The organism is Hanstruepera sp. CR43 (assembly GCF_055227665.1).
In genome coordinates this window covers 24,148-41,303 of sequence record NZ_CP200078.1, presented here as the reverse complement: position 1 = coordinate 41,303, position 17,156 = coordinate 24,148, and the positions used below count along the sequence as shown (strand labels likewise).

At 33.5% G+C, this 17,156-nt stretch carries 18 protein-coding genes and 1 other RNA gene; 10 read left to right on the top strand and 9 right to left on the bottom strand.

Annotated elements, in window-relative coordinates; genetic code table 11:
• Window position 1: 1 nt before the first annotated feature.
• The 5 genes from ACKXGU_RS00130 to ACKXGU_RS00110 are packed head-to-tail and all read right to left on the bottom strand — an operon-like array spanning window position 2 to window position 4,577.
• Window positions 2–1,084 carry an iron-containing alcohol dehydrogenase family protein gene (locus ACKXGU_RS00130; protein ID WP_463466058.1) on the bottom strand — a complete coding sequence of 361 codons (1,083 nt, stop codon included), beginning with the start codon at window positions 1,082–1,084 and terminating at the stop codon, window positions 2–4.
• A gap of 32 nt (window positions 1,085–1,116) precedes the next feature.
• Window positions 1,117–1,821 carry an HAD family hydrolase gene (locus ACKXGU_RS00125; protein ID WP_463466057.1) on the bottom strand — a complete coding sequence of 235 codons (705 nt, stop codon included), beginning with the start codon at window positions 1,819–1,821 and terminating at the stop codon, window positions 1,117–1,119.
• Complete coding sequence (gene kdsB / locus ACKXGU_RS00120; protein ID WP_463466056.1) at window positions 1,812–2,543, bottom strand: 3-deoxy-manno-octulosonate cytidylyltransferase; 732 nt, start codon at window positions 2,541–2,543, stop codon at window positions 1,812–1,814. Before kdsB ends, ACKXGU_RS00125 begins: the two co-directional genes overlap by 10 nt.
• 47 nt (window positions 2,544–2,590) lie before the next feature.
• Complete coding sequence (locus tag ACKXGU_RS00115) at window positions 2,591–3,151, bottom strand: DUF4126 domain-containing protein (protein ID WP_463466055.1); 561 nt, start codon at window positions 3,149–3,151, stop codon at window positions 2,591–2,593.
• 1 nt (window position 3,152) lies between these two features.
• Window positions 3,153–4,577: an ATP-dependent DNA helicase gene (locus tag ACKXGU_RS00110; RefSeq protein WP_463466054.1), complete on the bottom strand. Its 1,425-nt coding sequence runs from the start codon at window positions 4,575–4,577 to the stop codon at window positions 3,153–3,155.
• A 121-nt stretch (window positions 4,578–4,698) separates the two neighbouring features.
• Between ACKXGU_RS00110 and ACKXGU_RS00105 the strand changes: the two genes are divergently transcribed.
• From ACKXGU_RS00105 to ACKXGU_RS00080, 6 genes are all read left to right on the top strand, one after another.
• On the top strand, window positions 4,699–5,439 hold the full coding sequence (locus ACKXGU_RS00105) for a hypothetical protein (protein ID WP_463466053.1): 741 nt from the start codon (window positions 4,699–4,701) through the stop codon (window positions 5,437–5,439).
• Window positions 5,387–6,244, top strand: a complete 858-nt coding sequence (locus ACKXGU_RS00100) for a DUF3822 family protein (protein ID WP_463466052.1) — start codon at window positions 5,387–5,389, stop codon at window positions 6,242–6,244. Before ACKXGU_RS00105 ends, ACKXGU_RS00100 begins: the two co-directional genes overlap by 53 nt.
• Entirely contained in the window at window positions 6,244–6,783 is a 540-nt protein-coding gene (locus tag ACKXGU_RS00095; protein ID WP_463466051.1) for an RsmD family RNA methyltransferase, read from the top strand. The genes ACKXGU_RS00100 and ACKXGU_RS00095 overlap by 1 nt, the downstream gene beginning before the upstream one ends.
• A 174-nt stretch (window positions 6,784–6,957) precedes the next feature.
• Window positions 6,958–7,722: a hypothetical protein gene (locus ACKXGU_RS00090; protein ID WP_463466050.1), complete on the top strand. Its 765-nt coding sequence runs from the start codon at window positions 6,958–6,960 to the stop codon at window positions 7,720–7,722.
• 5 nt (window positions 7,723–7,727) lie between these two features.
• Window positions 7,728–8,612, top strand: a complete 885-nt coding sequence (locus ACKXGU_RS00085; RefSeq protein ID WP_463466049.1) for an ester cyclase — start codon at window positions 7,728–7,730, stop codon at window positions 8,610–8,612.
• Window positions 8,613–8,741: 129 nt separating this feature from the next.
• Complete coding sequence (locus ACKXGU_RS00080) at window positions 8,742–9,278, top strand: lipid-binding SYLF domain-containing protein (RefSeq protein WP_463466048.1); 537 nt, start codon at window positions 8,742–8,744, stop codon at window positions 9,276–9,278.
• Between the two features lie 51 nt (window positions 9,279–9,329).
• Here the strand turns inward: ACKXGU_RS00080 and rnpB are convergent.
• Window positions 9,330–9,683: RNase P RNA component class A (gene rnpB / locus ACKXGU_RS00075), an RNA gene on the bottom strand.
• A gap of 104 nt (window positions 9,684–9,787) precedes the next feature.
• Between rnpB and ACKXGU_RS00070 the strand changes: the two genes are divergently transcribed.
• Genes ACKXGU_RS00070 through ACKXGU_RS00060 form a run of 3 tightly spaced genes read left to right on the top strand, consistent with a single transcriptional unit; the run spans window position 9,788 to window position 12,715 of the window.
• Complete coding sequence (locus tag ACKXGU_RS00070) at window positions 9,788–11,542, top strand: DNA polymerase III subunit gamma/tau (protein ID WP_463466047.1); 1,755 nt, start codon at window positions 9,788–9,790, stop codon at window positions 11,540–11,542.
• Window positions 11,543–11,546: 4 nt separating this feature from the next.
• Window positions 11,547–12,131 (top strand): hypothetical protein, encoded by a 585-nt coding sequence (locus tag ACKXGU_RS00065; RefSeq protein ID WP_463466046.1) that lies wholly within the window; start codon window positions 11,547–11,549, stop codon window positions 12,129–12,131.
• Between the two features lie 2 nt (window positions 12,132–12,133).
• Window positions 12,134–12,715 (top strand): MiaE family protein, encoded by a 582-nt coding sequence (locus ACKXGU_RS00060; protein ID WP_463466045.1) that lies wholly within the window; start codon window positions 12,134–12,136, stop codon window positions 12,713–12,715.
• A gap of 58 nt (window positions 12,716–12,773) precedes the next feature.
• On the opposite strand, the gene ACKXGU_RS00055 is transcribed toward ACKXGU_RS00060, so the two are convergent.
• The 3 genes from ACKXGU_RS00055 to ppk1 form a co-directional block, all read right to left on the bottom strand.
• On the bottom strand, window positions 12,774–13,304 hold the full coding sequence (locus ACKXGU_RS00055) for a porin family protein (RefSeq protein WP_463466044.1): 531 nt from the start codon (window positions 13,302–13,304) through the stop codon (window positions 12,774–12,776).
• 101 nt (window positions 13,305–13,405) lie between these two features.
• A complete protein-coding gene (locus ACKXGU_RS00050; protein ID WP_463466043.1) occupies window positions 13,406–14,311 on the bottom strand; it encodes a Ppx/GppA phosphatase family protein in 906 nt (301 codons plus the stop codon).
• Window positions 14,312–16,372: a polyphosphate kinase 1 gene (gene ppk1, locus ACKXGU_RS00045; RefSeq protein WP_463466042.1), complete on the bottom strand. Its 2,061-nt coding sequence runs from the start codon at window positions 16,370–16,372 to the stop codon at window positions 14,312–14,314. It lies immediately after the preceding gene.
• A gap of 221 nt (window positions 16,373–16,593) precedes the next feature.
• On the opposite strand from ppk1, the gene ACKXGU_RS00040 reads away from it, so the two are divergent.
• Window positions 16,594–17,046, top strand: coding sequence for a hypothetical protein (locus ACKXGU_RS00040; RefSeq protein ID WP_463466041.1), 453 nt, complete (start codon window positions 16,594–16,596; stop codon window positions 17,044–17,046).
• The last annotated feature ends 110 nt before the right edge of the window (window positions 17,047–17,156 follow it).

Sequence of the window (17,156 nt, the reverse complement as noted above, 5' to 3'; positions counted from 1 at the left end):
ATTACATGTTTTGATAAAGCTCTTTTAACTTTTCTGGAGTAATCACTTTTTTCCAGTTCTTGCCAATGGCATTTTCCCAAAGAGGTTCTAAATTTAGTGCGACCTGTATCATGGTATCAAACTCTTCATCAGATAAATCAGCACATAAATTCTGCGGTAATTCAATGTTATGTTTCGATTTCATTTGCTTAAAAAGCCTTACCCCTTCTGGATAAAACTCTTCTAAATGATCAAATACAATACAATTTCCAATGCCATGCTTGGTACCTAAAACATAGCTCAACCCGTAGCTCATAGCATGGGCTACTCCAACTTGAGAATAAGCAATACTCATACCGCCATGCCAAGAAGCCATCATAAGTTTATCTTGTGCTTCTTCAGCAGTTAAATTGTTGTCTAAAAACAATTCTTTACAGAGCTGAAAGGCTTTCTCTCCATAACTTTGACTAAAAGCATTTAAAAAAGTCCCATTTAGTGATTCTATACAATGAATATAACAGTCCATTCCAGTATAAAACCATTGTTCTTTTGGAACATCTTTAGTCAGTTCAGGATCTAAAATTACCTGATCAAAAGGTGTGTGATCCGAGTTTATACCCAACTTTTTATCAGGTCCCGTTAAGACGGTTGTTCTGGAAACTTCAGCACCAGTACCAGAAATAGTTGGAATACCCACATGATATATAGCTGGGTTTTTAACCAAATCCCATCCCTGATAATCTTTGGATTCACCATCATTCGTAAGCATGATAGACACGGCCTTTGCCAAATCCATAATCGTTCCACCTCCAATACCAATAATACCTGAAGGGCGCTCTTTGGTAGTCAGAATAATTTCTTCCACGAGCGCATCAACTTGAGACGTTTTTGGTTCTTCATTGGCGGAAATATAGAGTACTTTATCTCCGTAAGCCAATGGAATCCTTGATGTCAACCATGAGTTACCTTTAAAAACGTCATCCACCAAAAAAATAAAAGGTGCATTTACATTTAACCTTTTAGGTGAAATAATTTCGTCTAATTGATTAAAACTGCCGCGTCCAAATACGACTCTGGACACCATTGGATAATTTTTATAACTCATGTAATTGGTTCTGTAACAAAAATATTATTTTTTTAATTTAATAGTGGTAATATATCCAATAAACTACCCACGGTTTTATATTCCACACCATTTGTTTCATCTTCATGCACTTCCTCATGCAACCAAGTGGTATGAAACGGTACATGAATAGCATGGGCTTTAATGTTTATTAATGGTAAAACATCTGACTTTAAGGAATTGCCCACCATTAAAAATTCTGATGGCTTGATATCCAAATGATTTAACAGCTTGGAATAATTACCTTCCTTTTTATCACTCAACACTTCAATATGATGAAAGTAATCCAACAAACCCGACTTTTCCAATTTGCGTTCTTGGTCCAATAAGTCACCTTTAGTAGCCAGAATCAAGCGGTAATTTTGAGATAATTTTTTCAAAACCTCTTCAACACCTTCCAGTAATTCTACAGGCTTATTAATCATGTCCTTCCCTATTGCCAAAATATCATTAATAACATGGTTTGACACATTATTATTAGATAGTTCCAATGCCATTTCAATCATGGATAAAACAAAGCCTTTAACTCCATAGCCATATAATGGTAAATTTTTCATTTCCATTTTGAATAGCTCCTGATCTATTTTATTAAGGGTTTCATATTTAGATAGCAACTTTCCGAATGCCACTTCAGCATCCCTGAAATACGTTTCATTAACCCAAAGAGTATCATCTGCATCAAATCCAATGACCTTAATATGACTATAGTCTATTTCCATAACTTTTTGGCACGTTCTAAATCTTCAGGAGTATCTATCTCAACACCTTGAACATGGGTTTCTACCATTTTAATCTTTTTACTGTATTCCAAATACCGAATACATTCTATCTTTTCCGAAGCCTCTAACTCCAACATTGGCAACCTGTAAAAATCTAGTAAGGCCTCCCTTCTAAAAGCGTAAACCCCTTTATGTTTAAAATATTTTACGGGAACAGATTTATCCCTTGGAAATGGAATTGGACTTCGTGAAAAATACAGTGCAAAATTGTTTCTATCAGTAATGACCTTTACAGTATTGGGATTACTAATTTCATCCCAATCTGAAATATGGACCATCAATGACGCTAAATCTATTTCTTTATTTGGGTCGTTTCTAAAAACCTCAATTAGTTTTTTTAAGGAAGTTTCCTCCGTGAAAGGCTCATCGCCTTGCACATTAACTACAATATCTACATCGTCCATGAACTCAACCGCTTCAGCTATTCGATCACTACCACATTCATGCTCTTTGAGGCTCATAATAGCCTTTCCACCATTATCAGTAATCTCCTTAAAAATAACATCACTATCGGTTACTACATATACATCATCAAACAAACCTGTTTTTACGGTTGCTTCATAGGTGCGTAATATAACGGTCTTTCCTTCTAAATCCTGCATTAGTTTACCTGGAAATCGTGAGGCACTATATCGTGCCGGAATCATAGAAATTATCTTCATTGGAATACGTTCAATTCTTCTTCAAAAATAACATAATTAAAATTAAATCACTTACGAGATTTCATCTTTCTATAAAGCCTGAAAACAACCCATAAAATTAGCAAAACCAATACAAGTGCCAGTATAGGAATGAACACTGAAATGACAGATAACACGAAGGATGTAACCGTTTCAATAGTAGATACAATCGGATTTGCCAATCCAGCTGTTGTTGTAGTTGAAGCCAATCTAGAAACACTGGATGTACCAGCAACAACTGCAGCGGTTCCACCACCAGCAATAATAGCCAAAGACCATGTTGCCACAGGACTTAAATCTACCATTGTAGATGCCATAACAGCTGTACCAGCTATGGTAGCTAGCGGAACGGTTATGCTGTCCAATAAATTATCTACATAAGGAATATAATAAGCGAATATTTCGACAAGTGTTGCCACACCAAATGTTATTAGAGCTGCTGTGCTGCTCAACCATATCCAAGATTCATTGAGCTCCCAAACACCAAAATATGATGATAGGCTTAAAACAAATAACGGGACAAATACTCTAAAACCGACTGAAGCAGCCAATCCAATACCTAAACAAATACTTAATAATGTTTCAGTCATTTTAATTCAGAAAAAAGTCGTCTTTAAAACCTATAAGGTACAATTTTTCCTTGGCTCTGGTAACCGCTGTGTACAACCAACGCAAGTAGTCTCTATTTATGCCTTCTGGTAAATAAGGCTGCTCAACAAAGACAGTATGCCACTGCCCTCCTTGAGATTTATGACAAGTTATGGCATATGAAAATTTTACCTGTAAGGCATTAAAATAATTATTGTTCTTTACCCCAAGAAACTTTTTGTAATTGCTACTTTCATGCTCATAGTCTTTCATAACTTCCTGATACAGCCTGTTGGATTCATCATAAGAAAGCGATGGTGTTTCGGCAGAAATAGTATCCAATAGTAAAACGGTTTCGAAAGGACGCATTCTTGGGTAATCGACCATTCTGACTTTGACTTCAGCAAATCGAAAACCATATAATTCCAGAATATTGAATATTTCCAAAACCTCAATAATATCGCCATTGGCAATAAATCCCGCTTCAGTAGTAGGTTTTATCCAAAAATAATTGTTCTTGACAACCATAAGATAATCCCCTGGAGACAACTCATTTTCGTTAAATAAAATGCGACTTCTTATCTGCTGGTTGTATAAATTGGCACGCTTATTACTTCGAACAATTATAGCAGTTTCCTCATTACCCAAATCGCTGTAAGCACCGTTAATGGCATCCATGATTTCATGGCCATCAATCAATCTGACTATATCCTTAAAACTATCCAGTTGAAACTGGAAATTATCAAATACGCTTCCCGTTAAAACCTCTCGGATATTGGTAGCATTTAACAATATACCTGAATCCTGTTCTTGCCTGACTACTTCATCCAATTCCATTTTGGTAACATCTTTGTTGTAGTGCATTGACAACGTATTATCATCCAAAGCTGGACTCAAATCCAATTTTACTGGAGGTAATTGAGCAGTATCACCAATCAATAATAACTTGCAATTATGACCTGAATAAACATACTGCATTAAATCATCCAACAATGAACCGTTTTCAAATAATTTAGACTCACCAGGCGTATCTGGAATCATGGAAGATTCATCAACTATAAACAACGTGTCCTTATGCTTATTTGGTTGCAGGACAAACTTCACACCACCACTTTTCTCTTTCTTTGGGAAATAAATTTTTTTGTGAATGGTAAACGCTTCCTTACCAGAATAATTTGAAATTACTTTTGCCGCTCTTCCTGTGGGCGCCATTAAAACAGCACTTTTTTTGGCTTTCCATAAGTTGGTCACTATTGTACCAATTATAGTCGTTTTTCCAGTTCCTGCATAACCTTTTAAAAGATACAGTTCACGATTGTTTTTATTAAAAATAAATTCTGATAATTGTAGTAAAACGATGTCTTGCTTTAATGTAGGTTTGAATGGAAATTGCTGTTTGACAAGTGAATAAAATTCTTTGGAATTCATTAAAGCAGATTCAATTTTTTAATTTCATCAAAGATAAGAATGATTTTTAGTCGCATTGGCTTTTACGATTAAAAAAAAATTGTAGATTTGCGTATATCCTTAATTAAATTAATTAAACACTATGTTCAAAATAATCCTTATAGTTGTAGCTGTTATACTTCTTACAATTGGTTTGGTATGGTTAGTGGATAAATTTATCCCATCAAAATTCAAGCCTATTTTAACTATTTTACTTTGGGTACTTATATTCTTTTTAGGCTACCAAACGTTTATGTCTATTTACAAGCCTATTCAATTTAACAAAGTAAAAAATGCCCGTTACGCTAAAGTTATTGAGAATTTAATTGACATTAGAGATTCACAATTGGCTCATAGAGAAGTGACTGGAACGTTTGCTTCCAATTTTGACAATTTAGTGAGATTTATTGACACTGCTCAATATACCATTACGCAACGTAGAGATACTACCGTAGTTGACAAAGAATTGACCAAACGTTATGGTGGTGTTGAAACTCTTAAGGATAGTATTATTATAGATACTTTACGCTTTGAATCTGTTAAAGATTCGTTGTTTAAAACATCAACCAGATATAAAACAATGATGAATGTACCAACTGCCAAGGAAGGTACGAAGTTTACAATGAATGCTGGCTTTTTGGAAGAAGACGAAGTTAAAATTCCAGTATTTGAAGCTTATGTTAAAAAAGCAGATATTTTATTCGACCAAGATAGAGATCTTATTTTGCAGGAAAATGAAGTAATTTCTGTTGATGCTGTAAATGGAGATGCGCTGCGTGTTGGAGCAATGAATGAAGTTAGCACCTCTGGTAACTGGCCAAAAACCTATGGCGATAGCGAATAATACATTAAAAAATAACGAAAATTTAGAGTTGTCCATTCAAATCAGTTTGAATGGACTTTCTTTTTGTGTTTTAAACAAACATAGCAATACCATTACTTTTTTAAAACGAGTTCCAACTACCAAAAAAACAACTCCATTCAAAATATTGGATTTATTGGTGAAAGAGTTTGAGTCTGAAGAGCAATTAAATCAAGCGTTTGGAAATATTCTAGTGGTTCATGATAATGATCTTTCGACTATAGTCCCTAAAGAATTATTTGATGAAGCACATTTAGCCGATTATTTAAAATTTAATTCCAAAATTTTAAAATCTGATTTTATCGCTTTTGATGAAATCCATGTTAACAACAGCGTCAATGTCTATGTGCCTTATGTAAACATTAATAACTTCATCTATGAAAAATTTGGCACTTTTTCCTATAAACATATTTCAACCATACTTCTGGAAAAAATATTAGAAGCCGAACAATATGCCCACAACAGTAAAATGTATGTTCATGTTGAACAATCGCATTTTAATGTTGTTATAGTGTCTAAAGGAAAATTAGTATTATACAATACATTTGAATATAATTCCAAAGAGGATTTTATTTATTATGTGCTGTTCACAATAGAACAATTAGACTTAAGCCCTGAAACAATTGACATTATTCTTTTAGGTAATATTACCATGAATGATGACATTTACAATATTATATACAAGTATGTCAGGCATGTGAGTTTCGGAACCCGTTTTGATGATTACAAATTCAAAACTCCTACTATAACCAATCACTCTAACTTCCCCATTATTCATAGTTTTTAATGCGCATTATTTCAGGAACATTTAAAGGCAGGCGTATTAATGCGCCAAAAAAATTACCCGTTCGTCCCACGACTGATATGGCAAAGGAAGCCTTGTTCAATATTTTAAACAATAGGTTTTACTTTGATGAAATTTCGGTGTTGGATCTTTTTGCTGGAACTGGTAATATAAGCTATGAATTTGCTTCAAGAGGCACTCATAGTATTATTTCTGTTGATGAGAACTATGGTTGTATTAAGTTTATAAATGAAACGGCAGAAGCGTTTGAAATGCCTATAGATACCATAAAAAGTGATGTCTTTAAATTCCTAGAATCTTCGAAAAGCAATTTTGATATTATTTTTGCTGATCCACCTTATGATTTTTCTTTGGAAGACTTCTCAAAAATACCTGAACTGGTCTTTAAGAATGAATTATTAGACCTGAATGGCTTGTTAATTGTAGAACATTCAAAACATACCGATTTAAGTCAGTTAGCAAACTTTAGCTATTCAAAAAGCTATGGTGGCAATATGTTCAGTTTCTTCGAAACTGATTAATTTCCGAAAGATATTTTCTCTAATTCGTTTTTTTTCAGTACTTTAGATTTCCCTTTGAAAAAGAAAAATTATAGCACCTATTAATTTTTCCCCTTTTCCACAGAACATACTTGTTTTGGTTATGGTAGTTTATGACTATTAATCAACATTTTTTACTAACCAAAACCAATAATTATGAAAAATTTTAAAAGAGGGATTTTTGCCCAACTCATTGCCTTGTTTGTAGTATTCAGTTTATCAGCACAAGACAAACAACCAACCATGTTTACTGTGCATACAGATAATGTTAAGTTTGATAAAATGATGCAATATGAGGAAGCTGCCAAAGAACTTAAAAGTAATTTTGAAAAATACAATATTCCTGATGTCAGTTGGACAGCGTTAAGCATTGAAGATGGTCGTTATGTTTATGTGTCTGCTATAGAAAATATGGCCGATTTAGATAAAAACATCATGGCTGGTCTCTATGAAAAAATGGGAGAAGAAGCTGCTGATGCCATGTTTGATAAAATGAACGAATGCTATGATTCTCATGGAAATACCATTGTTCATTATTTACCAAAAATGTCTTATCATCCAGAATCTGAAGGATCAATGGCAGGAAAAAACCATCGTGAATATCATTTTTTATATTATGCTCCTAAAAATGCTGAAGCTATGAAAGAAGGCATGACTGAAATTCATGATATGTTTAAAAAGCGAAATATAGCCAATGGTTATAGTGTATATCATAGTGGCTTCGGAAGTCCAGAAAGCTATTACATGGTATCTATTTCTGGAAAAGATGGTTTAGAAATTGCTCAAAATGGTAAGATCAATGATGAAGCATTTACTGACGAAGATCAAGCCACTTTTTTCAAGGTTATTCAATTAACTACCAGATATGATAAAGTTGAAGGTCGTTTAAGACCAGATTTGAGTTATCAACCTAAAAACTAATTTCCATGAAAAATGCTTTTATAATTTGCTGTTTTATACTATTTTTTTCATCCTGTCAAAATAATAATGACCGTTATACGCAGCAATCACCAGAAATTGACAGAGTAAAAGAGCTTATCAAGAATTATAACAATAAGACATATGACTTAACATTGTATGCTGATACATCAAAAACATTCTACAATTCAAATGGTGATGGTTTATCTCCAAAAGATGTTATCGTCTATCATGAAGCCAATGATGCTAATTACTCCCAAAGAGGATTCATGGACAAGGACCAAGAGTATGAAATGGTCAAAACAGATGATGGTGAAGTATGGGTTAATTGCTGGTTAGATTGGAAAGGAACCTTAAAAGTAAACGATAAAGAAGTCATAATACCTATTCACCTCACTTATCGTTTTTTAAATGGCAAAATTGTTAGAGAGGTTGGCATGTGGGATCCTACAGAAATTGTTTTAGCCCTTCAAGGAGCAGGCGGTGAGCATACTCACAAAATAAACAAAGTAGTAGAAGGCTGGAATGCTCATGATATTAGTAATCTTAAATCTTTATCGGTTGAGAATTTAAAACGCTCATCTAATGGTACTGTTGAAGTGAACAACATTAATGAGTATGAAGGGTTCATGAAAACTTTTGTGACTGCTTTTCCTGATTTTACAGTGGAAGTTGATGATTCCGCCGTAAGTGGAAATAAAATCTTCATCAATTGGACGGTAACTGGCACTCATAAAGGTGAATTTATGGGTAATGCTCCCACTGGTAAAAAAATGAAATCCCATGGTTTTAGTGTTTGGACACTAAACAATGATGGGCAGTTTATTAGTGAAGACGCTTATTATGACAACTTAACATTATACAATCAGTTAGGAATTGCACCTCCAAAATAATAATTTTATTTATTTTAGAGGTTCCTCTAGTTTGAGTAACATGGTTATATAGACTTTGGATTTTTTAAGCCAAAAACAAATTTTATTTTTAGTAACTTTAATGGATATTAATCCATAAATCCTTCATATATGTTTCATTTAAAAAAAATTATGCTTGTTTTTGCATTAGGTCTTTTAGCAATTACAACATATGGACAGTCAGAAAAAGATCAAAAGATTATTGACGATGCTGATAAAGCTGTAAAAACACTACTTGAAGTAAACCCTAGTTTAAGGAGTTACTTTGATAAATCTGCAGGTTGTGTCATATTTCCTAATGTAGGCAAAGGCGGGTTCATACTCGGTGGTGCTTCTGGAAATGGCGTTGTGTATGAATATGGAAAGCAAACTGGAATGGCAAGTCTAAAAGAAGTCAATGTAGGTCTTCAAGCAGGTGGCCAAGCATTAATAGAAATTATATTCTTTGAAAAGAAAAGTGATATTGATAAATTTAAAGAAGGTAATTATCAGTTTGATGCTGGTATCTCTGCGACTGCTGTTAAATCAGGTGTATCATTAGATGCAAAATACACTGACGGTGTAGCAGTATTTACCCATACCAAAGGTGGTCTTATGGCAGAAGCCTCTGTTGGTGGCCAAAAATTTGAATATCATGCCTTTGACTAATGATATCCTCAATAATTAAGTAACGCGAGCGGTTAATACCGCTCGCGTTTATTTAGTAGCAAATCTATAAGCCGAATTCTGTACTTTTCTTTTTAGAAAAGAATTCTAAAAAAATTAGAACAATTTAAAAAAGAAAATCCTTATCATTTATCTGGATGCATTGTTACCAATACACTCTAGCTGCCTACCCTCCAACAATCGCACGTGCCGCACTCAAGCGTTGGTATACATGACATTGCACCTCATAGAGTTTACCTGATTTCACTACAGCTTAACCTGTACTTGCTTTCTGTTGCACTTTTCCTAACCTCACGGTTGATGGTCGTTAACCACTATGACTGCACTACGGTGTTCGGACTTTCCTCCATTACGCCAAAACGTAACAGCGATAAGGCGATTTACTCACCACAAAAGTAATTCAATAATTGTTAATAACTACTTTCAAATTAAGACTTCTGAATTCTTAATTCTGATTGTATTTTATATTTTTGTTATTCTAACAAATTTTAATGGAACATTTTGTAGTATCAGCAAGAAAATACAGACCACAAACATTCAAGGATGTTGTTGGTCAGCAGGCTATTACGAATACCCTATTAAATGCCATTGAAAACAATCATTTAGCCCAAGCATTGTTATTTACAGGACCACGTGGTGTGGGTAAAACAACCTGTGCACGAATTTTGGCAAAAATGATTAATAGTGAAGGTAATGAAACTGGTGATGAAGATTTTGCATTTAATATTTTTGAGCTCGATGCGGCATCCAATAATTCTGTTGATGATATTAGGAATTTAACTGATCAGGTTAGAATTCCGCCTCAAATAGGAAAATACAAAGTCTATATTATAGATGAGGTCCATATGCTGTCTCAAGCTGCATTCAATGCCTTTTTAAAAACCTTGGAGGAGCCTCCTAAACATTGTATTTTTATTTTGGCTACTACTGAAAAGCATAAAATAATACCAACTATTTTATCACGTTGTCAAATATTCGATTTTAAACGGATTACGGTTAAAGATGCCAAGGAATACCTAAAATATATTGCTGAAGAACAAGGCATTCAAGCTGAAGACGATGCACTACACATTATAGCTCAAAAAGCTGATGGTGCCATGCGTGACGCGCTTTCCATTTTTGATAGGGTTGTTAGTTTTTCAGGTAAAAACTTAACGCGTCAGGCCGTTACTGAAAATTTGAATGTACTGGATTATGAAACCTATTTCAAGAGTACCGATTTAATTCTTGGAAACAAGATTCCAGAGCTATTGATTCAATTTAATAGTATTCTTGCAAAAGGCTTCGATGGCCATCATTACATTGCTGGCTTGGCATCTCATTTTAGAGATTTGTTGGTCTGCCAAAATAATGAAACGATAGAATTATTGGAAGTTGGTGATGAAACAAAAGAAAAATATTTGGTGCAAAGCAAACTGGCTTCTCAAGCCTTCCTTTTAAAAGGCATTGAACTGGCTAATGACTGCGATTTAAAATACAAGAATAGTAAAAATCAAAGATTATTGGTTGAACTTTGCTTGATGCAGTTAGCCTCTATCAATTTTGATGGAGAAAAAAAAAATAGCAAAAACTTCATAATTCCTGCTAGCTATTTCAAAAAGATAGGCGTTAAACCTATAACCGTATCCATACCAGAAGAAAAAATTGAACATCACAACTCCCCAGAAAAAGAAACGTCTTCTGACGATATTACTTACGAAAATGAAGAGGAAAAATTGGAAATCGCTTCCAGCAATGAAACGGCCGTTTTAGAGAAACGCCCAAAAATTTCATTAGATGTTAAAAAGAAAACAACTTCTGGTCTTTCCTTAAGCAGTATTAGAGCCAAGAAGGAACACCAAATTAAACAAATGGAAGTCGTTTTGGATGAAGAAGAACTTCCTAAAGATCCTTTTACTGAAGAAGCACTCATTAAAGTTTGGAAAGAATATGTTGCCATTATAGAAAACAAAGGACAGTTTAACTTGGCTTCCATTCTATCAATTGATACTCCAAAAGTAACTGACACCGTTATTAACTTGGAATTTCCCAACGCTACCAACAAAGTAGAAGTTGAAAGACAACAATATGATATTTTAGCATTTATCAGGAAAGAGCTCAACAACTTTGACATCAGTCTTTCTATTACCGTCAACGAGGTTATGGAAAAGCAGTATGCGTACACAGCTCAAGAGAAATTTGAAAAGTTAAAAGAAAAAAATCCAGCCATAGCGGTTTTGAAAAAGACATTTGGACTAGATATTTAATTTCATGAAAAACCTGTTGTACATTATTGCTTTTATCTTCTTAATGGTGTTTTGGGCTTGTACTGATGGCCAGGAACGTATGCATCAATCACCACAGGAAATTCTTCAGGAAAATAAATTATTGGATTCGTTTTCCGAAAATATTAAATATATTCCTGAAAAATATACTGAAACATTCATTGATACAACTTTAAGTAATGGATTTAGAATCAAGATTTCATATTTTACTGATATGAAAAATAGTATATTAAAGGAAAGTAAAAAGGATACAATTCATTTCAAAGAATACTATCGCGAGAGAAAAACAAAAATTATAATTTATAAAAATTCTAAAGAGATATTTAATAAAACATTTGATAAAACATCTATTTTCAAGAGTTATAATTTAAAATTTGAAGAACTCAAAGATTATCAATTAAATTCGGTATTTATTAATCAATATAAATCTATTGAAAATAATAGTATTTCTATAACCATTCCGTTCTGTACAATCGATACTAGCGAATGTTTATTTTATGAATTAACGATTAATAGTAATGGATTTTCAACATTTAATTTAGTTGAAAACAATAACAATTTCTATCATTAATTATGCTTGGTTTAAAACTTCCCACTGACCCACGTTGGGTTAACATTGTAGAAAAAAATATTGAAGAGATCCTTACCGATCATGCTTATTGTGAGCAAAAAGCAACCAGTACAGCTATTTCATTAATTGTGTCGTTTCCAGAATACACGGATTTGGTGAAAGAAATGACTGCTTTAGTCAAGGAAGAAATCAGTCATTTTAAAATGGTACACGACAAAATCCTTGAACGTGGTTGGGTATTGGGTCGCGATAGAAAAGATGATTATGTTATTGCGCTCCTCAAATTTTTTCCAAAAGGTGGCAGCAGAACGACGCAATTGGTTCACAGACTATTGTATGCTGCTTTAATCGAAGCCAGAAGCTGCGAGCGTTTTAGATTGCTTTCAGAAGAATTAGAAGATCAGGAATTGGCTGAATTTTATCGCAAACTAATGGTTAGTGAAGCCAATCACTATACCATGTTTTTAGGTTTTGCCAGACAATATGGCAATCGAAAGGAAGTTGATCAAAAATGGCAGGAACTTCTAGAATACGAATCTGAAATCATGAAGGATTTGGGTAAAAAAGAAACTATACATGGTTAAATAAAAAACTCCTATAATCAATAAAGATTATAGGAGCTTTTATACAATAGTTAATTAGTTAGATTTTCACACCAATACCTATTTGAATATTCGTGTTTTTGGCTTCCAATCCTGCAGGATTGTCATCTAATATATTTGTTACACCATAATGGTATCTAGCATCTATAAAAATTTCATCAGTAACCATGAATTCAAATGCGCCAACCCCTGAAAAACCAAAGTTTCTGTAGCCATCTTCAAACTCATGCACTTTAACACCAACCAATGGTCCGGCACCTAAAGAAATTTTACTACCCAATCTAAATTTAAACAGGATAGGTGCTTGAATGTAATCAACTCGCAAAGATCTATCTTTAGCACCTTCAGCAGAAAACTGTAGTTCTGGAGCTAAAGCAATAGACGCTGATAGATCGTATTCACCAAAAAAACCAATGGCAAAACCATTTCTATGCTGATTATCAAAAGTTGCATCTGGTTCAAAATCTAAATTTGAAATATTATAGCCTACACGCATACCATACTTTGCATTCTGGGCAAAGGAAATTGCGGTAACCATCACAAAGGCCATTAAAAGTATTCTTTTTTTCATAATTACTTATTTTAATAGGTATGTTTATACTGATTTAAGTTGTGGCTAATATAACTGAATTTGTGAAATATTATATATTAAAAAGACAAACTGTCAAATTTTTACTGTGTATTACTAGAAACCGTATCATAATAGATACTTTTAATAATACCATCGGCTAATCCAATTTTGGGAACATAAATATCCTTGGCACCACTCCACTTCATAGCAGACAAGTAAATTCTTGTAGCTGGAATAATAACATCGGCCCTATCTTGATTTAAATCCAATTCGGTAATACGCTCTTCATAGGAATAGGATTGCAGCATATTGTAATAGGATGTCAAATAGAAATAAGTCAATGGTTTACCTAATGCCTTACCAGAAATCTTAAATATTTTATTGATGTTACCACCCGATCCAATAACATCTATTTTATCATATTCAAAGGTGTTGTCCTTTATCCATTCTTCCAGTTCGTTCCAAGTTTCCTTTTTAACAATATCATTCAGCAAACGAACAGTACCTATTTTAAACGATCGAGATACAACCGATCTAGCATTATGAATAACTGTAAACTCGGTACTTCCTCCACCAACATCTACATAAAGATAGGTTTTGTTCTCATCAATGTATGAATGAAGATCAGTTGCTGCTATGATTGCGGCTTCCTCTTCACCTCCAATAATATCTATCCTGATATTGGTCTTATTGAGAACTTCTTCCGCAAATTTTTCTCCATTGGATGCTTCACGCATAGCAGAAGTGGCACAAGCTTTATATTTTTCAACCTTATGGGATTTCATCAACAATTTAAATGCCTCCATGGCATCCAACATGCGCTCTTTGTTAGCAGACGATATTTTTCCCTTTAAAAAGACATCAGCTCCCAAACGAATAGGAACCCGAACCAAAGAACTTTTCTTGAACTTTACGGGTTTTCCTTTTTCTTCAATAATATTAGCAATCAATAATCTAATGGCATTGGAACCAATATCTATTGCTGCATATTTCTTGATTACGAGCATTTATTCCTTTAATTTTTTTAGATAATATTCATAAGTAGCAAACTGCGCACGAACAATTGGCTTTCTTCGTTTTTTATACTCATTATTTTGGGTATCGTTTAATATTCGTGCTTTAACGTTAGCGCTCCAACAAATATTAAAATTATCTATCAATTCTTGTTTGATTTCCCCATCATAAATTGGACAACTAACCTCTACCCTATTTTCAATATTTCGAGTCATCCAATCTGCTGATGATATATATACTTTGGAGTCGCTGTCCTCTCCAAAAATATACAGGCGGGAATGTTCTAAAAACTTGTCTACAATACTAATAGCTTCAATATTTTCGCTCATTCCTGGTACGCCAGGAATTAAACAACATATCCCTCGAACAACCATTTTAATTTTTACTCCAGCCCTACTGGCTTCATATAGCTTATCAACCATTTTGTAACTGGAAAGGCTATTCATTTTAAGACGAATACCTGCTGGTTTTCCCAGCTTCACCTTAATAATTTCAGCATCTATTAATTTAAATAATGCCTTTTCGGTATAATGTGGCGATGTAATTATGTGTTTATACCTAAAAATTCGATAATTGGTTTCAAAAAAGTTGAATACTTTATTGATGTCTTTGAGTATTTTTTGATCGGCTGTAAATAGCGTATAGTCCGTGTAAACTTTAGCAGTCGATTCATTAAAATTACCCGTGCTTATAAATCCATAACGTCTGATTTTTTCATCTTCTTCTCTTTCGATTACACACATTTTACTGTGAACCTTAAGGCCTTGCACTCCAAAAAACAACTTCACACCTTCTTGCTGCATTTGCTCTGCATAATCAATATTGGCTTGTTCATCGAATCGCGCCTGAATTTCAATAGAAACCGTGACTTTTTTACCGTTTTTGGCAGCATTAATAAGGGAACTAGCCACATGTGATATTTGAGCCAAACGATATATCGTTATTTTAATTGAGATAACTTTAGGATCTAATGCGGCTTCCCGTAAAAACTTAACAACATAAGAAAAGGTGTGATAGGGTGTGTGAATCATATAATCTTTTTGACCTATCGTAGAAAAGATGCTCTTTTCAAGACTTAACCCCTTCACAGGTAACGGGTCAATTTTATCATACAATAAATCCGTTCTGCCCAAACTCGGGAAATCCATATAATCTCTACGATTATGATAACGGCCACCTGGAATAATACTATCTGTAGACTCAATACCCATTTTACCCATCAAAAAAGAGAGGGTTTCCTTATCTATGGTTTTATCATAAACAAAGCGCACTGGTTCACCAATTTGTCTATGCTTAACACTATCCGATATTTTTTCAATGAAACTCTTACTCAAATCACTTTCCAAATCCAACTCACCATCACGGGTAATCTTGATCATATGAGCAGTAATGCTTGTAAAATCAAAAATGTTAAAGATATCGTGCAAGCAATACCGCAATAAATCATCAAGCATCATGATATAACTCTTGCCATCAGATTCTGGTAAAACCACGAAACGATCCATAGTTTTGGAAATCTCAATTAGTGCATATTGTTTTTCTTGATTCTTTAATTCTAATTTAACCGCTAAATAGGCTGCACTGTCCTTAAGATTTGGTAAATCAACCGTTTCACTCAACACAATGGTTACCAAAGCAGGACTAACTTTTTGGATAAAGTAGTTTTTTATAAAATCATGTTGTTCAGGTTGAACTTGATTCTCATCAATAATATAGATTTGTTCCCGCTCGAGTTTTTTGTGGATTTTACTTAATATCTCCAAACTATCACTCTGCTGTTTGATGACGATTTGGGTAATGATATCCAATAACTCATCCGATTTTATACCTCCAAGCTCACTTTTTCCACCTTTCCCAGCTTCAACAATCCGCTTTACAGTGGCATAACGAACCTTAAAAAATTCATCTAAATTGTTAGAAAAAATACCAAGAAACCGTAATCTTTCAATGAGTGGTACTGTTTCATCATCTGCTTCCTGCAAAACTCTGGCATTAAATTGTAGCCAACTGACCTCTCTATTAATATATGTGTTTTGATAATGGTCTTTAGTCATGAAGTGGTTTGTTTTCCATACAAATATATTTCATTTTTAACAGTAATTCAGGCGTTTGGCAATATTTCTAAAAAACAATAAAAAAGTAAGAATTTTACTATAAAAAGTGTATTTTGTCGTAAAAATTGTACACTTTATTGTGTAAAAAATTAAAAAATCAGTTGTTTTTTTTAATAATTTGTATAGATTTGCCACATAGGAACAACTAAAATAATGTTAATATGAAAACTAAACTACTGGTTTTTTGTGCTATTTTTTTTCTGACTACTAGCACTATTTTTTCCCAAAACAAAGATGCGTCCCAAGGTATCATTAGCCAAGGCGTGTCAATTAAAAAATATCACGATCGCGATGAGCTAGACCAAATGAATAAAGGTCAGCTATTAGAACTTTATATTGAGCGAATTGAAGTAATCGTTAAGATTCTTCCCAATATAGCCTTTACAAATAAACCAGGCGTCACGATTACTGACCTTGGTATCCCAGACACAAAGGATCACAGAAAAGCACTAGAAGAAAACAAAAAAGCAGCTAGTGACTATTTCGAGAATACGATAGAATTCCAAACCAAAATTTTACCCTATTCTGATAAGTCAAATTTAATTGCAGCCATATTATATTATGAGCAAACTTTAAAATCTTTGCATACTTACAACGAGTTTAATCAGTATTAAATTACTTGAAAAACTATTTAGTTTAGTATAATTAATATCCCTGATTTTTTAATCAGGGATTTTTTTATTCAAAATATTCAAGATTTTGAGTATCAGAAAAACATATAACA